The 19036-nt window shown below is 42.0% G+C and carries 15 protein-coding genes and 2 pseudogenes; 6 read left to right on the top strand and 11 right to left on the bottom strand.

The window, feature by feature from the left end:
- Nucleotides 1-42 precede the first annotated feature (42 nt).
- Nucleotides 43-1263, bottom strand: coding sequence for an EAL and HDOD domain-containing protein (locus BB427_RS01995; protein WP_069018775.1), 1221 nt, complete (start codon nt 1261-1263; stop codon nt 43-45).
- 318 nt (nt 1264-1581) lie between these two features.
- On the opposite strand from BB427_RS01995, the gene putP reads away from it, so the two are divergent.
- Nucleotides 1582-3063, top strand: coding sequence for a sodium/proline symporter PutP (gene putP, locus BB427_RS02000; RefSeq protein WP_069018776.1), 1482 nt, complete (start codon nt 1582-1584; stop codon nt 3061-3063).
- An 84-nt stretch (nt 3064-3147) separates the two neighbouring features.
- Here the strand turns inward: putP and bcp are convergent, their stop codons facing one another.
- Nucleotides 3148-3621, bottom strand: coding sequence for a thioredoxin-dependent thiol peroxidase (gene bcp / locus BB427_RS02005; RefSeq protein ID WP_069018777.1), 474 nt, complete (start codon nt 3619-3621; stop codon nt 3148-3150).
- Nucleotides 3622-3630: 9 nt separating this feature from the next.
- Complete coding sequence (locus tag BB427_RS02010) at nt 3631-4164, bottom strand: glycine cleavage system protein R (RefSeq protein WP_010369065.1); 534 nt, start codon at nt 4162-4164, stop codon at nt 3631-3633.
- A 332-nt stretch (nt 4165-4496) separates the two neighbouring features.
- Here BB427_RS02010 and bamC point away from each other — a divergent pair, with 332 nt between their 5' ends.
- The 3 genes and pseudogenes from bamC to BB427_RS24670 form a co-directional block, all read left to right on the top strand.
- Complete coding sequence (gene bamC, locus BB427_RS02015) at nt 4497-5555, top strand: outer membrane protein assembly factor BamC (RefSeq protein WP_045990484.1); 1059 nt, start codon at nt 4497-4499, stop codon at nt 5553-5555.
- Nucleotides 5556-5620: 65 nt separating this feature from the next.
- Nucleotides 5621-6991, top strand: coding sequence for a YjiH family protein (locus tag BB427_RS02020; RefSeq protein WP_045990485.1), 1371 nt, complete (start codon nt 5621-5623; stop codon nt 6989-6991).
- Nucleotides 6992-7096: 105 nt separating this feature from the next.
- Nucleotides 7097-7417 (top strand): annotated as a pseudogene (locus tag BB427_RS24670) (transposase domain-containing protein); the annotation flags it as partial.
- Here BB427_RS24670 and BB427_RS24070 read toward each other — a convergent pair.
- From BB427_RS24070 to pabB, 7 genes and pseudogenes are all read right to left on the bottom strand, one after another.
- Nucleotides 7418-7995 (bottom strand): annotated as a pseudogene (locus tag BB427_RS24070) (transposase); the annotation flags it as partial.
- 251 nt (nt 7996-8246) lie between these two features.
- The gene (locus BB427_RS02030; protein WP_069018778.1) at nt 8247-8783 is read right to left on the bottom strand and encodes a hypothetical protein; all 537 of its coding nucleotides are present in this window, start codon (nt 8781-8783) and stop codon (nt 8247-8249) included.
- A 12-nt stretch (nt 8784-8795) separates the two neighbouring features.
- Nucleotides 8796-11219 carry a S8 family serine peptidase gene (locus tag BB427_RS02035; protein ID WP_069018779.1) on the bottom strand — a complete coding sequence of 808 codons (2424 nt, stop codon included), beginning with the start codon at nt 11217-11219 and terminating at the stop codon, nt 8796-8798.
- Between the two features lie 234 nt (nt 11220-11453).
- The gene (locus tag BB427_RS02040; protein WP_069018780.1) at nt 11454-11684 is read right to left on the bottom strand and encodes a hypothetical protein; all 231 of its coding nucleotides are present in this window, start codon (nt 11682-11684) and stop codon (nt 11454-11456) included.
- Nucleotides 11685-12116: 432 nt separating this feature from the next.
- Nucleotides 12117-13493: an L-serine ammonia-lyase gene (locus BB427_RS02045; RefSeq protein ID WP_069018781.1), complete on the bottom strand. Its 1377-nt coding sequence runs from the start codon at nt 13491-13493 to the stop codon at nt 12117-12119.
- Between the two features lie 168 nt (nt 13494-13661).
- Entirely contained in the window at nt 13662-14222 is a 561-nt protein-coding gene (locus tag BB427_RS02050; RefSeq protein ID WP_069018782.1) for a CoA pyrophosphatase, read from the bottom strand.
- Nucleotides 14212-15561, bottom strand: a complete 1350-nt coding sequence (pabB, locus tag BB427_RS02055) for an aminodeoxychorismate synthase component I (protein ID WP_069018783.1) — start codon at nt 15559-15561, stop codon at nt 14212-14214. The genes BB427_RS02050 and pabB overlap by 11 nt, the downstream gene beginning before the upstream one ends.
- Before the next feature lie 164 nt (nt 15562-15725).
- On the opposite strand from pabB, the gene BB427_RS02060 reads away from it, so the two are divergent.
- Nucleotides 15726-17252 carry a fumarate hydratase gene (locus BB427_RS02060; RefSeq protein ID WP_069018784.1) on the top strand — a complete coding sequence of 509 codons (1527 nt, stop codon included), beginning with the start codon at nt 15726-15728 and terminating at the stop codon, nt 17250-17252.
- 52 nt (nt 17253-17304) lie between these two features.
- Here the strand turns inward: BB427_RS02060 and BB427_RS02065 are convergent, their stop codons facing one another.
- Nucleotides 17305-17496 carry a hypothetical protein gene (locus BB427_RS02065; protein ID WP_069018785.1) on the bottom strand — a complete coding sequence of 64 codons (192 nt, stop codon included), beginning with the start codon at nt 17494-17496 and terminating at the stop codon, nt 17305-17307.
- Nucleotides 17497-17971: 475 nt separating this feature from the next.
- Between BB427_RS02065 and BB427_RS02070 the strand changes: the two genes are divergently transcribed.
- Entirely contained in the window at nt 17972-19012 is a 1041-nt protein-coding gene (locus tag BB427_RS02070) for a Leu/Phe/Val dehydrogenase (protein ID WP_069018786.1), read from the top strand.
- Nucleotides 19013-19036 lie beyond the last annotated feature (24 nt).

A 19036-nucleotide genomic window follows, 5' to 3' on the forward strand; every position in this document is an offset into this window, starting at 1 on the left:
GTGCTTAGCGGGATGCGACAGATTGTCGCATCCTTTGACAGGTTACTCTATCGCTTTTATTTGAGTGTCACTCCAAACTTGCGACTTTTGATATAGCTCGGCGATATTTTGGCTGGTTACGCCAAGAGATTTTGATATGGTTTCAACACTCTCCCAGTCACCCTTTTCCATAGATTCGGCAAGGTCCAGATAAATACCAAAAGCACTCGGTTTTTTCAGTAGGGTTGATTTAATTTCTTGAGATAAGGGTAATTTCGTCAATAAACTGGCCATATCGTCATCGAGAATGGCGTCCATCAGTGACATCATGCCAACCAAAAATGTACTTCCAGTATCAGAGATCTTATTGGCCTTGGTTGCTATTGCTTCCATAAAGTGTGCGCGCAATAAAGAGAGTGAAAGTAGTTCTTTGGGCTTTTCAGTATTAAGCTGTGAAGCAAATAATAATGAGATCAGACGCTTAAGCTCTTCACTACCGAGTACAACCAAGGCTTGTTTAATCGTTGATATTTCTGCTCGGCGTTTAAATACAGCACTATTTGCATAACGAAGAAGTTTGTAGCTTAGGTTTACATCACGTTCAAAGACCTGTGTGATCCTAGCAAGGTCGGGCTCAACGCTTGAAGTCTCATAAAGCAATTCAGCCATGGCTAATTCCGAAGGAGCCAACGCTTTGGTTTTGACCATTTCGGGTTTGGCAAAAAAGAAGCCTTGAAAATATTTGAATCCAAGCGACTTGGCGAGTTCAAACTGTTCGTAGGTTTCTACTTTTTCTGCCACTAAATCAATATTGGGGAAATCCTGTATCGCGGTTTTAATGGTATGGATTTGCTCTAGGTTAGTTGCCAACAAATCGACTTTTATCTGGTCAATATAGGGAAAAAAATGGCGCCATACATTTTGGTGATGGTAATCGTCAAGTGCAAGCGTATAGCCTTGCTCTTTAAGCTCTTTTACACACGCTAAGAGTCTTTTCCCCGGTTGTACCGTTTCTAATATTTCGACGACGACTTGTTCTGGCGCCAACATTTGCACATAGCCTTTTGCCAGCGTCTCTAGGGTGAAGTTAATGTAAGCAGGGCGTTGATTTGTGAGGTCATCAAGACCAAAGGTAAACTGGCTGCCTTCAACCAAGCGACTTGTTGCTTCATCACCGTCAATTTCGGGAAATACATTATTTAGGCCATCACGAAATAAAAGTTCGTATCCAATCAATTCCCTTTGGACATCAAAAATTGGCTGACGAGCCGCGTAAAAGTACATAGATACTACCGTCCAAACAAAATGCTATTGGCTTTAATATAAGGTAAAAGTGCAATCAGGTCACGTTGGGAAATTGAGTTTACAGAATATGGGTAAATACGGAACATAGGCTGAATGATAATTAACCAGTTGAATTAGGTACGAATAAAATACAGTTTTGATCAATGGTCGCAGGTGGTTGGGTGTATGGTTTGTGCGTGTTATAGTGGGTTCTTTATGTTTTTGGCTTTTATTCAAAGTGAGTTAGAAATCGAATAATTAAGTGATAGAAAAAGCTCACATTTGGAGAAGAGCCCAACTAACAATTAGGAGGCTAATTTGGAGATAGGTACGATAATCTCTCTCGCACTGTATTTTATTGCGATGTTGGGAATTGGGTTATACGCATATAAAAAGTCGACCAGTGATGTGTCAGGCTACATGTTGGGCGGTCGTAGCTTACCACCAAGTGTAGCGGCGCTTTCAGCGGGCGCATCCGACATGAGTGGTTGGATCTTAATGGGTCTGCCGGGTGCCATGTTCCTGTATGGTTTTAGCAGTACATGGATTGCAATAGGTCTTGTGATTGGTGCTTGGCTTAACTATTTATTGGTTGCACCACGCCTGCGTGTTTACACAGAGTATGCAAATGATGCGATAACCATTCCAGACTATTTTGCAAATCGTTTTGAAGATAGAGGAAACGCGTTAAGAATAGTCTCAGCGTTAGTGATCATTGTTTTCTTCACCCTATATACCTCCTCTGGTGTGGTTGCTGGTGGTAAGCTGTTTGAAAGTTCATTTGGCATGAGCTATGAGAGTGGTTTATACATCACCACCGGCGTTGTTGTGCTTTATACTTTATTTGGCGGCTTTTTAGCGGTAAGTCTGACCGACTTTGTACAAGGTTGTATTATGTTTATCGCTTTGATTTTAGTGCCTTTAGTTACCTTCTCATTGCTCGATAATCCGCTATCTCAAACACTAAATGAGTTAAACCCAACGATGTTAACGTGGGTTGGTTCGGCTGGTGCAATAGGTATTATTTCAGCAATGTCTTGGGGTCTTGGCTACTTTGGTCAACCTCATATTATCGTGCGCTTTATGTCTGTTCGAAGTGTGAAAGACATGCCGACAGCGCGTCGCATAGGGATGAGCTGGATGATAGTCGCAGCGCTCGGTGCTGTGGGCACTGGTTTGTTTGGTGCAGCTTACGCACATGAACATGGGCTTGTTGTGGATGACGCCGAGACCATTTTCTTGATTTTATCTCAGTTATTGTTCCATCCATTGATTGCAGGTTTTTTACTTGCAGCTATTCTTGCCGCAATTATGAGTACCATTTCTTCGCAATTGTTAGTGAGTTCAAGTTCGTTAACTGAAGACTTTTATAAGATATTTTTGAATAAGAATGCTTCGGATAAAGAGCTGGTGCTTGTTGGTCGTACTAGTGTGTTGGTTGTAGCGCTTGCTGCAATTTATCTTGCGTATGACAGAGATAGCTCGATTCTTGATCTTGTAAGCAATGCTTGGGCTGGTTTTGGTGCAGCATTTGGCCCACTGGTGCTGATAAGCTTATTCTGGTCTCGCATGAACTTTGCTGGCGCACTTGCTGGTATGGTATCTGGCGCTGTGACTGTGCTGGTATGGATCTATGGTCCGTTTACTTATAATGGTGAGCCGCTTAGCGCGACATTATATGAAATTGTTCCAGGGTTTATTGTTGCGACTATCGCTATCTTTGCTGTCAGCCTACTGACCAAGGAGCCAAGTAAAGAAATCACTACGCTATTTGATAAAGTAGAAAAAGCGCTTGATTAAAGTCGGTTGAAGCGAATAAAAAACGGAGCATTTGCTCCGTTTTTTATTTCTTAAAGATACGTAAATACGGTTTAAGGGGTCACTTTAAGCGTGTTCTTTTAAGTGGTTAATCACGACTTCATGGTGATCTTTGGTTTTAAACTTATTGAACACGTGCTTGATGGTGCCGTCTTGACCGACTAAGAAAGATAGGCGATGAATGCCGTCATATTCTTTACCCATAAATTTCTTTAATCCCCACACACCAAACTCATCGGCTACCGCGTGGTCTTCATCCGAGAGTAAGTCAAAGTTGAGTTCTTTTTTGTTTTCAAAGTTCTTTAACTTTTTCACAGGATCTGGACTAATGCCAACGGCTACGGTGTTTAATTCAGCCAGTTCAGCTTTGTGGTCACGCAGATTTTCAGCTTGAACGGTACAGCCTGGGGTCAATGCTTTAGGATAAAAATAGACTAAAACTTGATGTGACTTTAATAAAGTAGCAAGCTCAACGGTCTCGTCGTTTTGGTTTTGCAGTGAGAATAATGGTGCTTTATCACCAACTTTCAAAGTATTCATAGTAAATCCTTAGCGAATGCGTCTGAATATATAGTCTACGTTTAAGGAGTGTGAAAGATCTTCGAACTGAACTTTAAAGTTATCAATATCCACATCCACTGGAATATTAAACTCAAGCTCGCAGCGCATATGTAGCTCGTCTTCTTGCTCAAAAGTATCTGACTTTAGTGAACAAATATTCACTCCTTGTGCTGCAAAATAGCGCGTTACTTTGCTGAGTGTACCGGGAGTATCTAGTCCTTCATATTCCAAAGTATAACCTGCACTGTATTCGCCTTGCTGATGGCTCGACGTGCGTTTCATCATGGTTAAGAGACCGAGTTCCATCCCTTTTGCTGGTAAGGTATGTTCTACACGACTAATAGACGCCATGTCACCGGCTAGCAACATAATAAAGGTAAATTCATTTCCCAATATTGCGATACGACTGTCGATAATATTACAGTTGCAGTCACTCACAAGCTGTGTCAATTCGCCAACAATACCAGATCTGTCTTCTCCTATTGCGGTTAAGACAAGTTGATGGTTTGCATGCATGGTCATTTTGGAACCTCTGATTTCACGTAATGCGCTCAAGGTTAATAGTTAACGCGAAATACTACCATATCTGAGTTTTAGCGCTAGCGCGTTGTAATAAAAAATAGAATTAGGGTTGCACGGCATGGTTGCTTGTTTTTCTAATGTATGACAAGTAACATAAGGCAAAATTTTGGCTATGAGATACGTGTTCCCGATATAGTACGTGGAATATTTGATAGCATAGCGTTATTAATTCAGAGATTGTCAATTTTTGGCAACTTTGTGTGAACCAATTCGGCAATCCTAAATCATAACTTTGATTCGAATAATAATAGGGTTTGCTAAGGAGTAAATGAGTGCAGTATTGGATCCCAAAATCACTGGTTCTTGGAATTGCCGTGAGTCTAAGCGGCTGTAGTATTTTTACAAATGATGCACATCATGAAAGAAATTATCGTGCAAACGCACCGGTGAAAGCCCCTGAGGGTTTAGCGCAGCCTTATCGAGACCCAGAATTTGCAATGCCAGTCGGTCAATATGAAAATACAGCTGAACCGGTAAGTTACCGTGCACCGCAACAGGTATTAACAGTTGCGCAAGGCAGTTGGGTAGAGCAGGGCGAAGAAGCTGCAAGGATCTTTTTTGATAAGAATGATGGTATAGAAGATTTACCGGCATTTATTTGGCGCGCTGTGGATGGCGTTGTGGCGATGCATAACGCCGGACTTGAAAGCGATAACAAGGCGCAAGGTTCGGTGACCACAACTTGGTATTCACTGATTAAGCCTAAAGACGGCTGGTTTTGGGAAGAAGCGGCAGAGCCATCTAAGCAAAAGTTTAAGTTTACTGTAGAGCAAAAAGAACATCAGCGTACGGCGTCAATTCGAGCGGAATTGGTAGATTATCAAGGCGATGGTGAGTTAACTGCGCTTCAGAAAAACCACCTCGAAGTTCGGGCACTGAACGAAGTCGTTTCAGAATTTGACTATCAATATCGTCTACTGCAAGTTGAAATGCGTAAGCGCCAAGGTGTACTGGCACTTGAACTTGGGTTTGACAAGAATGGTGATTCGGCGCTACTGACAGAAAAAGGTCAAGAAGCGGTGCTTGATCGCTTCTCAAACTTCCTAGAAAGAAGTAACTTTACGGTTGTTCGTGTCGATAGAGAAAAGCAGGAAGTTTTGGTCCGTTATGAAGCGCCTGAAAGCAGCGTTTGGGACTCTATTTGGGGTGAAGAAGCGGTTGTGTTGCCAATTGACAATGGTGATTACACGATAAAGATCGCTCAAGCGCAGGATACGCGTACTTCAATTACCTGGAAGGATAGCGAAGGTAACGTACTTGATGCAAACACCATGAATAATCTGCATCAAGCCTTGATCACTTTGCTTAGGCAAAAAGGTCTAACAATCTAATAAATATAATAATTTAAAAACGAAAAGAGCTTCGGCTCTTTTCTTTGTTTTTGTGGAAGTAAAAAATGACAGAGAGCACTATGACACCACGCTCCACCTTACAAACGTGGTTTGCGTTTATCGTACCGTCATTGATTGGTATCTTTTTATTTATGACGCCAGTGGCGGTGGGGGAAGCAATGACTATCCCAATCGCTGTTATGGCGAAGTGGTTACAAGCGCAAGTCGCTCCTTTTATTAAAGACATGATTGTCGCAATAGTATGTATTACCGGGATCATGAGTTTGGTGATGAAGCTCCTAAGACCCCAAGCGCTATTAAAAATAACCATAATAAAGCACTTATTTGACGTTAGCTGGGTTTGGTTGATAACCCGACTAGTCGGCATGGTGTTTATTGTGCTTACCTTCAATGGTGTTGGTCCAGAAGCGATCCATTCAGAAAACACAGGAGCATTAGTGCTAAATGACTTGTTACCTGTACTCTTTTCTGTCTTTATTCTTGCCGGCTTGTTACTGCCATTACTACTTAACTTTGGTCTACTTGAGATGGTTGGTACACTCTTAACCAAAGTGATGCGCCCGCTATTCGGTGTGCCTGGTCGTAGCGCGGTAAACTGTGTTGCTTCTTGGCTTGGCGACGGTAGCGTCGGTATCTTGATGACTGCTCGCCAATATGAGGATAAGCACTATACACAACGAGAAGCGGCTATCATCGGCACCACATTCTCTGCGGTTTCCATTACTTTCTGTTTAGTTGTGATTGGTCAAGTTAAACTCGAACACCTGTTTGCTCCTTTTTACCTCACCGTATGTGCAGCTGGCTTTGTTGCAGCGATCATAGTGCCGCGCTTACCACCGCTAAGGTTCAAAAAGGATATCTATGTAGACGGTAGTGATCACAATCAGGATTCAGAAGCGGTACCAGAAGGAAAAGGCCTATTAGGTCACTCTTTGGATATTGCACTTGCTAAGGCAAAAACGGCACCAGGGCTTAAAGGTACATTAGAAGAAGGCCTGCATAATGCGTTAGATATGGTATTTGCTGTACTTCCCGTGGTTATGGCAGTTGGTACTTTTGCCCTGATCATCGCAGAATACACCCCTGTATTTCAATATTTAGGTACACCTTTCGTTCCTTACCTCGAGCTACTCAATGTGGCAGAAGCCGAAAAAGCAGCACAGACAATCGTTGTCGGCTTTGCTGATATGTTTATTCCGTCAATCCTTGCTGCAGGCTCTATTGAAAGCGATACCACCAGGTTTATCGTTGCTGCAATGAGTGTTACCCAGTTAATTTACATGTCTGAGGTTGGGGCATTATTGCTTGGTAGCAAAATCCCAGTGAACTTGTGGGAGCTATTCCTAATATTTATTTTAAGAACGCTTGTTACCTTACCTGTTATCGTCTTTATGGCGAAATGGTTAGTCGGCTAAAATAAAAACCCCCTACTATGCGAGTAATGCCGATCGTTTAAGAATCACTTGAACGATCTCGGGATCATAAGATAATCCTCACTGAATTATCAGTGGGGATTTTTTATGCTTTCAGAAGAGCTTGAATTAGTTTATGAATCTGTTGAGGAAAGTGGTGACTATGAGTCTGTAGTCAAAGCTATAGACCCTGAATGGATTGAACAATCTTTACTTGCAACGAGTAAAGCGAGTATTCGAAGGCGTAGATTGCCAGCCGAGCAAGCGGTTTGGCTAGTCATTTGGATGGGGCTCATCCGAAACCAATCTATTAAAGAGGTTTGCAGCTCAATGGATCTGGCACTACAAACAAGTAAAAATAACGAATGGTCAAGAGTTGCGCCCAGTGTAATCACGGATTGTCGACGACGTCTATCCGATTCTCCAATGAATTTCCTTACGGCCTTCGATATTAATACCAAGCACGGTGTAAACCGCCTTGCTAACGTAACGGCCATTCTCTTTGATTTTATAGTGAATAGCATCAAGCCAGATGAACGGATACAGGGTATCAAGACTTCGTGATTGCTAAGCCTTAAGCTCTGGTATTAGCTGGTCAGTTACGCCTGTTATGTGGCTTCTGATATTTCAATGCTGTACATTTCCTGAACGTGGCCTCGAATATCCCGGTAGCTCATGCCTAAAGCAAGCATGGAAAGGATTTTTTGGTCAATTTCAGGCGTTAGCTTGGTTTAATTTTTCTTAACCAACTGAGGCTCAAACGAGCCTGTACGATCTCTTGGCGTTTCAAGCTCAAATTGACCGACGGATGATTTAATCGTTTTCTTGCTTGTGCCGTTCTTGCGGTTAGGTTGTGGATCAGAGCCTAAATGTTGTTCTAGCTCTGCTTTTAAAGCAGCTTCGGTTAACTGTTTAATGAGTGGCGTTAAAACACCATCTTCGCCTGTTAAACCTTTACCAGATTGAAGTTCGGCTAATGCTTTGTTGAAGTTGAAAGATTGAGTCATGTGTCATTCCTTTTCTTAATATTACTGAAATGACACAGATTTCTAAACACTACCGTTACCGTTTTTCTATCGGTGACTGTCAGTTTAGATTTGAGCTAAATTCTTCTCAGCTAATTCATAAGATATCAACCTTAATTTGACTATCAACAAATCATACTAGTACTACGTTTATTTAGTGGTAGTCAAAGACAACAAGGCCAGCTCTGAATTATTGCAGAGCTGGCCTTCTTTTAGTGTAGCAACAGTCTTGCTTAGAATGCTCGCTCTAAGCTGCCAAGTAACTCAACCTCAGCAACTGCAACTTGTTCTAACTTGCTTAGTTCCAGTGCAAGCTTATTCAGTTCAATATTATTTGATCTTGGTTTAACTAGAGCAATCTTATTTTCGAAGTCTCGTAAAATAATGAGATCGAACTTGTTTGCAATACTTTGTAGGTCACCATTATATTTAATTTCCAGATTGCCAGAAACTACCCGCTTGTTTCCTTGCTTGTCGGAAAGTACATCTCCTTTATAATAACCAACTTCGCGTATCGAGGCTGATTTTACATAGGCAATATCATGATGCACTCTAACTGTCTTTTCGGGTGCTGCAATCGCAGCTGGTAGAGCCTTTAGTCTTGCTTCTTTAGTTAAAACTGCGGTTTCAGCGGTATCTTTTACTTTTTTCAACGTTGCTATATCAACGGCTTTTAGTTCTAATGGCTTAAGCTCAGAGGTCATGACGTTTGCTAGTGTGTTCATTGAAATTACTGAGACAGAAGCCAAAAATAGTTTTTTTACATTCATTTTAATTACCTCTTACTTACGCCCGATAACTCTTAAACCCCAACCCTCAAGAGTCGAAGGTTCTGAGTTTGCAAATACAATACTTGCTTTATTAGCCTTATTTAAATAGTTCACTTGGTCCGGCTTATCAGTGTCCACAGCTCTTACAGTCCAAGTCCCCTTTGCCTGCTCACCATAAAATGCATTGCTTAAAAAGTGTACTGAAGGTAGTTGCACATAGCCTGAACGATAGTAACCATCTAGGATTGCGGGCATTAAGTGGGCATGTTTAGACGCAAGTACAATTGCCTTGGTACCCGATGGAGAAGTTACTTCAAGTGCTAGATCAGTACCAGCGGAGCTCGCGGTATCACCAGGAATACTTGAATTACTATATAGTGCCATTTCTGGGTTTGAAATCGTAAAGCGGAACTGCATCGACTCTACCGTCATTTCATCATCTAATACGATATTATGCGTAACACCTTGTGCATCGTTATCTGGGATCGTAAGGTCCAAACTTGGGGTTGTTGGCACGACAAGCTCAGGAAACCCAGTAGCATCGATTTTGGTTTCCAATATTTGACTACCAGCATCGATCCACTCAGAGGAAATTTGTGCTCCTAAGTCAGTCTTGTAGTTCATCGCCATTTTGACTGCTTTGCCTGCATTCGCAAGGCCAAACCCATAATAGTTATTAAAATGGTAACCTGCAGCATTTTTCACCCAACCTAAATGTGCAATGAATTCGCCGGTTGGTGTTGCTAATTTAACTTGACTATTTTCTGGATCATTTTTGACCGCAGTCGTAGCTAAAATATGGCGAATGTCTCTTGCGCTCAGATCAGGATTGGCCTCGAGTATCAAAGCAATCACACCAGAGGTGTTGGGAGCGGCTGAAGAAGTACCATTCATCGTATTTGTATAATTGCAGTTTGCATTCTGTGGATGGCCAGGGTAATTGAAGTTGGCAAAGCCCTCAACAAATGCTTGCGAGCCATACTTGTACAGCTCTTCTATTCCAGCAAAGCTTGAGTAACCTTCCAAGCATGTCATCTCGTCTGTTGTGACCATCGCAGGAGCAAATGCCCCGTATTCACCACCTGGCGCTGAAATAAATAGAGCACTACCAGCAGAAGAGTAACTCGACTTCTTACCATTTGCGGCAACAGCTGCAACTGTTAAGTTATGCGGCGAGCGGCTGGCTTGAGAAACGTTTACATCAATACAGCCTAATCCGATACTGGCGACATTCGTTCTTTTACAGTAGTCACCATTATGTGAACCATTAACAAACTCGTTCCCAGCAGCGACGATACTTAAGGCTCCTTTACCGTCTCTTAGAGTCGAAGGTGCATAGGCGAATAGTGATTCTCTAACTTCGTTTTCTGGTAAAAAATGGGCAGGGCTATAGCCATAGCTTCTGTTAAATAAGACATTTTCATCTTTACGGATACCGCTACCATCCATGCCGTGAATAATGGCTAAATCGATTAGGCCACCGCGTTGATAATCTAAGTAGTTAATACTAATAAGGCTTGAATCCGGAGCCACACCTCGCCCGCCGAGTCCATTCCACCCCTTAGCTGCGATTAACCCTGAAACAGCGGTGCCGTGCGCTTCAATATCATTTTTTTCGTATACTTCTTCGATGTTACCGTCTTTGTCTTCTTGCTCAGTCCAATATCCAGTCATAGTCGGATCGGTAGGATCGCTTGCATTCGGAAGAAGGTTAATTGAACGACCTGAAAGTACATTATCGCTCAAATCTTCATGGCCGATATTTGTGCCGTGGTCAACAACTACTGAAATGATGCCTTTACCTGTGATCCCTAATGCATGTGCTTCTGCGACATTTAGGTCGTTACCTGCTATTTTGCTACCTACGAATGAATCTCTAAGTTTTTGCTCTTCGGCTTTGAGCTCATCTTCTGATGCAGAACTACCCAGTCTACGTTTGGCCATTTGTTCTACGAGTGCTTCGCTTTGCGAGAATGCTGACTGTTCAGTGTTTCTTAAATGCCACTGTTGGTATGCAAGCGGATCTGTAATTGATGCAGGGATCTCAATGCTACCATTTGCAGATTTACCTTTGGCTGTAACGGTATACTTAATTGTTGCTGCTTCGCCTGTAAGCGGTAAGTAATCAAACGTAGAGATGCTCTTTAGCGTTAAAACACCGTGTGGCAATGTATAAACATTGTCTACCGGTGTTATCTCAGTTTCACCATCAAATATTGCGATTGAAAGGTTATCACTATCAGGATCTGAAGCCTGAATTGTACCTGAAATGGTCTGCCAGTGTTTCACATTCTCTAGCTGAGTCACCCCAGCTTGAGGTGAACGGTCAACTTGTTGCGCAGTGTTAGCATTATCTTTATCACTGCCACCACAAGCTGATAGGGCTAAAACTATCGCTGTCGATAGCGCCGTGTATTTAAATTTATTGTTATTCATGTTATTTACCTTTGTACTCTTTACGGCAACAAATGTACTCAAGTAAATTTATGTTAGCAATTTTATAATTTATTTGTTTGTAATAACGATGTGAATAAAAATTATTTTTTATTCATACTTTCAAGTAGTTAATGGCATTGAAAACGAATGTAAATGGTAGCTAAGAAAGCTGAAAAAACAAACAGGTTAGAGGAGTATTTAACCTGTTTGCTTGTAATCATTGGCGGGAAGCTATTATAGATTGTTGATATCCTTTTTAACTTGATAACCTTCGTCGGTCACAATCTGCTCAAGAATGGCAACTCTTGATTTCAAAGCATTAAGCTCTGCGTGCAACTGGTCTCGTTCTTTTTGGCTTTGCGAATCTAATTTTTTGTATTCTAAACGGCGTTTATACATTTCGCTAAGTATGCCTCCACCAACGCTAATAAGTACAATTAAAAAAACCATCGTAGTGCCGGACATAATCAATTTACTCCTTTTTTGTTTATAATTGATGCTGATATTTAGCTTAGTCGTATTTTATCCATCTATTAACGTATGGATGTAAATAACCTGAATCTCTGATAATGCTTATTTATCATGGATCTTGTGGAAATTATTCCATGGTAACTACATACCGCCTTTACTAAATGACAATAGATACTTTTGCGTTAGCAAGGTGATTAAGTGCTATCACGGTTAAAACTTTATTGTTTTAACCGGCAGTGGCTACATAAAGGTTTTGACCACAATGCGCTATGTTAACTTCTTACTCTGGCCTAAAGTTAAATATTCATGCTCATAAAGAGTAAACTAAAATCAGTAATTTAATCGGTATACACCATAAAAAATGGCACCATGATTTGTCATCATGATGCCATTAAGTGGTTTATAAAGTGAACTGACAATTGTCAGTTAGCACTCAATAATATTTACTGCCAATCCACCGCGCGCGGTTTCTTTATACTTGGTTTTCATATCGTTACCGGTATCAAGCATCGTTTTAATTACTTTATCTAGTGACACTTTTTGATCGCCCGTACCGCGTAAAGCAAGGCGAGACGCGTTAATGGCTTTAATAGAGCCCATTGCATTACGCTCAATACACGGAACTTGCACAAGCCCACCGACAGGGTCGCAGGTTAGACCCAGGTTATGCTCCATACCAATCTCGGCGGCGTTCTCAACGTGTATGACGTTACCACCCATTATTTCAGTCAGAGCGCCAGCAGCCATTGAGCACGCAACACCTACTTCACCTTGACATCCTACTTCAGCACCAGAAATTGAGGCATTCTTTTTATATAAGATCCCAATTGCCGCTGCGGTAAGTAGATAACGTGTGGCAATCTCTATATCCACTTCTTTGATAAAAGTGTGATAGTACATTAACACCGCTGGAAGAATACCAGCTGCACCATTGGTTGGTGCGGTCACTACGCGGCCGCCCGCTGCATTTTCTTCGTTGACTGCCAGTGCAAACAAATCCACCCAATCCATTGCGCGCAGTGGATCTTGGTGCGTTTCTACACTGAGCTTTAAATACAGGCTAGGTGCACGACGACGAACCTTTAAACCGCCTGGTAAAATACCTTCGGTTTTCATACCACGTTCAATACACGCTTTCATTACTTGCCAGATGTGGAATAGCGTTTCTTTGATTTCAGATTCTTTACGTAGCGTTTTCTCGTTGGCCATCATTAACGAAGACACACTAAGCCCAGACTCTTTACACATTTCCAGTAGCTCAGCGGCTGAATTGAATGGGTAAGGTGCTGGGTTTTCTGTTCTGATATCTAGCGCAGCTTGCTTTTCAGCTTCAAAATTCTGATCGGTAACGATAAAGCCACCACCAATCGAATAGTAAATTTGGCTATGAGCAAGCTCTTCGCCTCTATATGCTTTAATTTCCATTGCATTGGAGTGCTTAGGCAGCGTTTTTCGACGGTGAAAAACAATCGCGCCTTGCTTAGGAAATTTTACTTTATGTTGCTTGTCGAGATAGATAACCTGTTCATTTTCGATGGTTTCTAAGATCTCTGGTACTAGATCTGCATCTATGGTCTCAGGGTCGTAACCCGCAAGTCCCAAAATAACAGCCTTACCAGAGCCGTGGCCGATACCTGTTTGGCCTAAAGAACCGAACAGTTCCACTTTCACCGAAGTGATATCATCAACGATGCCTTGTGCCTGAAGGTCTTGTACGAATAACCTAGAAGCACGCATTGGTCCCACTGTATGAGAGGAAGAAGGGCCAATACCGATACTAAACATATCGAATGCACTGATCATAAATTTTACTCACATTGCCTTTAAAACGGACGCCATCATAACGTGTCTACTTAGGGAAGTAACCCATAATCGGCAAAAGTATATGCCAGCTTTGCAGTAAGCATGATAGAAAGGTCTCTAATCTGCAAGGTGGAAGGGGATTTTAAAAAAGGTCTTACCAGTTAAGGGCTAAAATAGGGCGGTAAATTGTTTGACGATTTTTGCCGTTGCGCCCCACAGTAAACCGTGCGGTGTCATAAACCCGTCGAGTGAAACGGGTTTGCCTTTATTGGTAAAATGGAAAGTTCGCCAATTCTTGGCTGCATTTAATTGCTTTAATGGCACCGTAAAAGTATGTTGCACTTCGTCGCTTTGATTCGCCCAAGTCGCATTTTGTTGTACAGAAGCAACAACGGGGGTGATTTGATAGCCGGTTAGCGTTTGCATAAACGGCAATATGCCCAGTACTTGAGACTCAGAGATTGTCAGACCTATCTCTTCTTCGGTTTCGCGCAGTGCTGTGTTGATGATATTACTATCTTGTTGTTCGACTTTGCCGCCAGGAAAGCAAATTTGACTCGGGTGGCTCGGCAATTCGCTGCTGCGTTTGCAAAACAACAGGTGGGCTCGAGTGTTTACATCAACAATAGGAATAAGCACCGCACTTTGCTTTAGAGTATGCAGTGTAGTTGGTGTTTGCGCCATGATGGGCGCCAGCATAAATTGCGATATAACCTGATCAATCTTCATTTAATACCGGGAGGATTTTATTCACTTTGTGGTAAGTCTCTTCAAATTCCAACTGTACTTGAGAGTCTTTGACTATACCACCACCTGCCCAGCAATGTATCTTATTTTGATGACAAACTAGGGTTCTGATAGTGATAGAGGTATCCATATTACCACAGGCGCTAAGGTAGCCGATTGAGCCGCAATAAACGCTGCGTCTGTGCGGCTCTAGCTCTTCGATGATCTCCATGGCGCGGATCTTAGGTGCACCTGTTATGGAGCCACCGGGGAAGGCGGCTTCGAGTTGATCAACTGCACATTTACCTTCGGCTAGTTTAGACGTTACCGTACTGACTAGATGGTGAACCGCAGGAAAACTTTCGATTGCAAAGAGTGATGGAACCGCGACAGAACCCGGCTTGGCCACTTTACCCAAGTCGTTACGTAGTAGGTCTACTATCATGACGTTCTCAGCTCGATCTTTGCTGCTGTTCCTCAGTTTTTCAGCTTGCGCTTTATCGGCGTCAGTATTTGGTAATCTTGGCAAGGTGCCCTTAATCGGCTTAGTTTCTACAATATTGTTTTTAACTTGGATGAAGCGCTCTGGCGACACGGAAACAATGGCACTATTGCCTAAGTTAAAAAATGCTGAGAAAGGCGCTTGATTGTGGTTTCGAAGCTTTTTATACGCGAGCCACGGAGTTCCTTCAAAGTTAGCACTGAATCGCTGTGCTAGGTTTATTTGATAACAGTCGCCAGTTAACAAATAAGATTGAATGCGCTCAAAGTTTTGCTCGTATTGTGCTCTAGTCATATTTGACTGCCACTGTGACGTCAGCCTAAATGGCTCGAACGCTGAGGTGTCCTCGAGCCGCTGCAAATACATCTCTAGCCTTTGTGTATTAGGTTGCGACACATAAAACCAAGCTTTGTGTACTTTGTCATAAATTAACGCGTCTGGATACAAGCCAACACAGGCATCGGGGAGCCGAATATCATGTTCTGCACAAAGTGGAATGTGTTCAATATAACGGCCGAGATCATAGCCAAAATAACCAAGCCAACCGCCATTAAAAGGTAAATCATGGGGAGCACAGCAATTACTATACTGGGCAAGCTTATCTTTCATCACAGTGAATATAGATTCACTTTGCAGTTCGCCGTCTAAAAATACATTTCCGTCTTTAGCTTCAAGTAAATTAATTGGTGCAATCGCAATGATATCGTAGCGACTATTGATGTGATCGGAATCGCTTGAATCTAACAGGATAGCCTGAGATTCGTTTGCAAAGTGTTCAAATAATTCTAGTGCATTATGCCTAATGTCTAATTTCGTACAGTTTATTCGCTCGTTTATCATTTACTTGACCTGCAAAGCTAGCCCCAAACGGGCGGGGAGGTTATCATAGTTACCTGCTATTCCATAGTTTAAGGTATTGAAATTGACTTTCTGACGCTGAATAACAACAATTGCCAGCGAAAGTTTCAATACCAAAAAATACCGTCGAAAATTGAGGAACCGTCATGAGTACAATCCGTCAGCAAGACTTTATTGATAGCATTGAAGATGCGCTTCAATATATCTCATTTTACCACCCACTTGATTTTGTCCAAGCATTAGAAAAAGCCTACGAAAAAGAAGAAAGTAAGGCCGCGAAAGATGCAATTGCACAGATCTTAATTAACTCACGCATGTCAGCAGAAGGTAAGCGTCCGCTGTGTCAAGACACAGGGATCGTCACCTGCTTTGTTAAAGTCGGTATGGACGTTAAGTGGGATAAAACAGACTTGACGGTACAACAAATGGTAGATGAGGGAACTCGTCGTGCCTACATGAATCCAGATAACCCACTACGTGCATCAATCGTTGCCGATCCGGCTGGTAGCCGTAAAAACACCAAAGACAATACGCCTTCGGTCGTACACATTGACTTAGTACCTGGTGCTGAAGTTGAAGTGATGATTGCAGCGAAAGGGGGCGGCTCTGAAAACAAAACTAAAATGGTGATGCTAAACCCATCAGATGATGTTGCTGAATGGGTAGAAAAAACATTACCGACAATGGGCGCTGGTTGGTGTCCTCCGGGTATGCTAGGTATAGGTATCGGTGGTACAGCAGAAAAAGCGGCTGTATTGGCTAAAGAGTCTTTAATGGATCCGGTTGATATCCATGAGCTAATGGAACGTGGTGCCGAAACCGCAGAAGAAAAGCTGCGTCTAGAAATTTTTGAACGTGCAAATAAGCTAGGCATTGGCGCACAAGGCCTTGGTGGTTTAACAACCGTTGTTGACGTTAAAATCAAAACAGCACCAACACACGCAGCGTCTAAGCCAGTGGTAATGATCCCTAACTGTGCCGCTACACGCCACGTACATTTCACACTAGATGGTTCAGGTCCTGCAGATCTAAAAGCACCAAAGCTCGAAGATTGGCCAGAAGTGACTTGGGAAGTGGGTGAAGATACGCGTCGTGTCAATCTAGATACTTTGACCAAAGCAGATATCCAAGAATGGAAAATGGGTGAAACGGTGTTGCTTTCAGGCAAGATCCTAACTGGTCGAGATGCAGCGCATAAACGTCTGCAAGAAATGATGAATTCTGGTCAAGGCTTGCCAGAAGGTGTCGATTTCACTAATAAGTTCATCTATTACGTGGGTCCAGTGGATGCTGTTGGCGATGAAGTCGTGGGTCCTGCAGGTCCTACCACATCTACACGTATGGATAAGTTTACTGATCTGATGTTAGAGAAAACGGGTCTTATCGGCATGATCGGTAAAGCCGAGCGCGGTCCAGCAACTGTCGAGTCAATCAAACAAAATAAAGCCGTTTACCTTATGGCTGTAGGTGGTGCAGCGTACTTGGTGGCTAAGGCAATTAAGAAATCACGTGTTGTAGCGTTTGAAGACTTAGGTATGGAAGCTATTTATGAATTTGAAGTAGAAGGCATGCCGGTGACGGTTGCTGTTGATAGCAATGGTGAGAATGCGCATACCCAAGGCCCAGCAATTTGGAAAGCTCGAATTGAAGAGTTAGATAATAAATTGAGGTAAAAAGCGCAAACTGCAGAGTCGTACGATTCGATTCTGCAGTTGCTCACTTTTCTTACCAGTCGTAGCAGCTGTAAGTTCTTTCCTGATGCGTACATTCTGTGTCATTAAAATCAGTTGGATTAGCGAATGAATCATCGCTTCTTCGACCACCAGCAACCAATGGTGTTTGCTTATGGTTAATTGTATTATCTAATAGTGCCAATGATTTGAGTGCTTTTTTTGATAATTTTAGTTTTATTTTCATTTTCATTTCCTTGTGTTTTTGTGAGTTTTAGGTTACCACAAGTGTTGTTGGTGTTGTCAACATGTTTCAAGTTGTATCAATGAATAACTAAAATAATCTGATGATTCTTAATTTAAGCATTATTTTTGTATTGTACACTTGTGTGCCACTTTACTCCTGTATTGAAAGCTTTACATTTATTTTTTGCTTTCCGTTTACGTAAACAGTAACTTCAGAAAAGTTCAATAACTTGAATTAAAATTCCTAAATTAAATAAATTTATGGTTTGTTTTTCTTTTTTTGGTTGTATTTTTGAGTTAAATATTTGTATTTGCTTTGAATTGGGTTTATATCATCTCAATTTGTGGAATGGTGCTAAAGTTAGTGATAGAGTCTTGCCAATTTCAGCGCTATTTGCCCTTAGTGTGGTATTGAACGCAAAGTCACACCTAAGAGCTTACCCGTATGGGATAGATAATTTTTGGAGAAGAAGAAAGTGGCTGTATTTAACCAAGTTGAATTTGATAACCATGAGCAAGTCGTATTCTGTTCAGACGAAGCATCAGGTCTTAAAGCGATTATCGCTGTACATAATACTAAGCTAGGTCCTGCGGTAGGTGGTTGTCGCCTATGGAATTATGCCTCTGATGAAGACGCGGTATATGATGTACTGCGTTTATCTAAAGGGATGACATATAAGAATGCGGTTGCACGCTTACCATTTGGTGGTGGCAAATCTGTCATTATTGGCGATGCTAAGGCAATCAAGTCAGAAGCGCTATTCAGAGCGTTTGGTAAGCACCTAGACCGTCTAGGTGGCAGCTACTACTCAGCTGAAGACGTAAACATCACAACAGGTGATGTAATGGTAATGCATAAAGAAACAAACTACGTAATGGGTCTTGAAGGTAAAAGCGGTAATCCTTCTCCATATACTGCGTTAGGCACATTCCTTGGGATTAAAGCAGCTTACCAACACAAGTATGGTCACCAAGACTTGGCTGGTATCAAAGTTGCCGTGCAGGGCTTGGGTGCAGTTGCTTACACTTTATGTAAGCATCTCCATGAAGCGGGTGCGGAGCTATTTGTTACTGATATCAACGAAGAGTCAGTACAAAGGGTAGTCAATGATTTCAATGCTACAGCTGTTGGTATTGACGAAATCTATGATTTAGATGTTGATGTGTATGCGCCGTGTGCACTCGGTGCTACGGTAAATGACGACACTATTCCACGTATTAAAGCGACGATTATTGCAGGGTGTGCAAACAACCAGCTTGCTGAGTCTCGTCATGGTGAGATCATTCGTGAAAAAGGCATTTTGTATGCACCAGACTATGTGATTAATGCTGGTGGAATTATCAATGTTTACTATGAAACAAAACCTGAAGGTTATAATGAAGCAGCAGCGACTAAACACGTTGAAGGTATTTTTGATACGCTAACCGAAATCTTTAAGCGTTCTGAAGATGAGAAAGTTTCAACACATATAATTGCTGATAAATTAGCTCAAGAGATTATTGAAAACGGTCTATAATAACAGCGCCGTTTAATTACCAGA

Origin of the sequence: Pseudoalteromonas sp. BMB, from assembly GCF_001709235.1 — a bacterium.
Lineage (GTDB): Bacteria > Pseudomonadota > Gammaproteobacteria > Enterobacterales > Alteromonadaceae > Pseudoalteromonas > Pseudoalteromonas maricaloris.

Bases quoted from the DNA above. Each gene is read 5' to 3' on its own strand.
- BB427_RS01995 (WP_069018775.1), bottom strand. From the start codon at position 1,263: ATGTACTTTTACGCGGCTCGTCAGCCAATTTTTGATGTCCAAAGGGAA.
- bcp (WP_069018777.1), bottom strand. From the start codon at position 3,621: ATGAATACTTTGAAAGTTGGTGATAAAGCACCATTATTCTCACTGCAA.
- BB427_RS02010 (WP_010369065.1), bottom strand. From the start codon at position 4,164: ATGACCATGCATGCAAACCATCAACTTGTCTTAACCGCAATAGGAGAA.
- BB427_RS02020 (WP_045990485.1), top strand. From the start codon at position 5,621: ATGACAGAGAGCACTATGACACCACGCTCCACCTTACAAACGTGGTTT.
- BB427_RS02030 (WP_069018778.1), bottom strand. From the start codon at position 8,783: ATGAATGTAAAAAAACTATTTTTGGCTTCTGTCTCAGTAATTTCAATG.
- BB427_RS02035 (WP_069018779.1), bottom strand. From the start codon at position 11,219: ATGAATAACAATAAATTTAAATACACGGCGCTATCGACAGCGATAGTT.
- BB427_RS02040 (WP_069018780.1), bottom strand. From the start codon at position 11,684: ATGTCCGGCACTACGATGGTTTTTTTAATTGTACTTATTAGCGTTGGT.
- BB427_RS02045 (WP_069018781.1), bottom strand. From the start codon at position 13,493: ATGATCAGTGCATTCGATATGTTTAGTATCGGTATTGGCCCTTCTTCC.
- BB427_RS02050 (WP_069018782.1), bottom strand. From the start codon at position 14,222: ATGAAGATTGATCAGGTTATATCGCAATTTATGCTGGCGCCCATCATG.
- pabB (WP_069018783.1), bottom strand. From the start codon at position 15,561: ATGATAAACGAGCGAATAAACTGTACGAAATTAGACATTAGGCATAAT.
- BB427_RS02060 (WP_069018784.1), top strand. From the start codon at position 15,726: ATGAGTACAATCCGTCAGCAAGACTTTATTGATAGCATTGAAGATGCG.
- BB427_RS02065 (WP_069018785.1), bottom strand. From the start codon at position 17,496: ATGAAAATAAAACTAAAATTATCAAAAAAAGCACTCAAATCATTGGCA.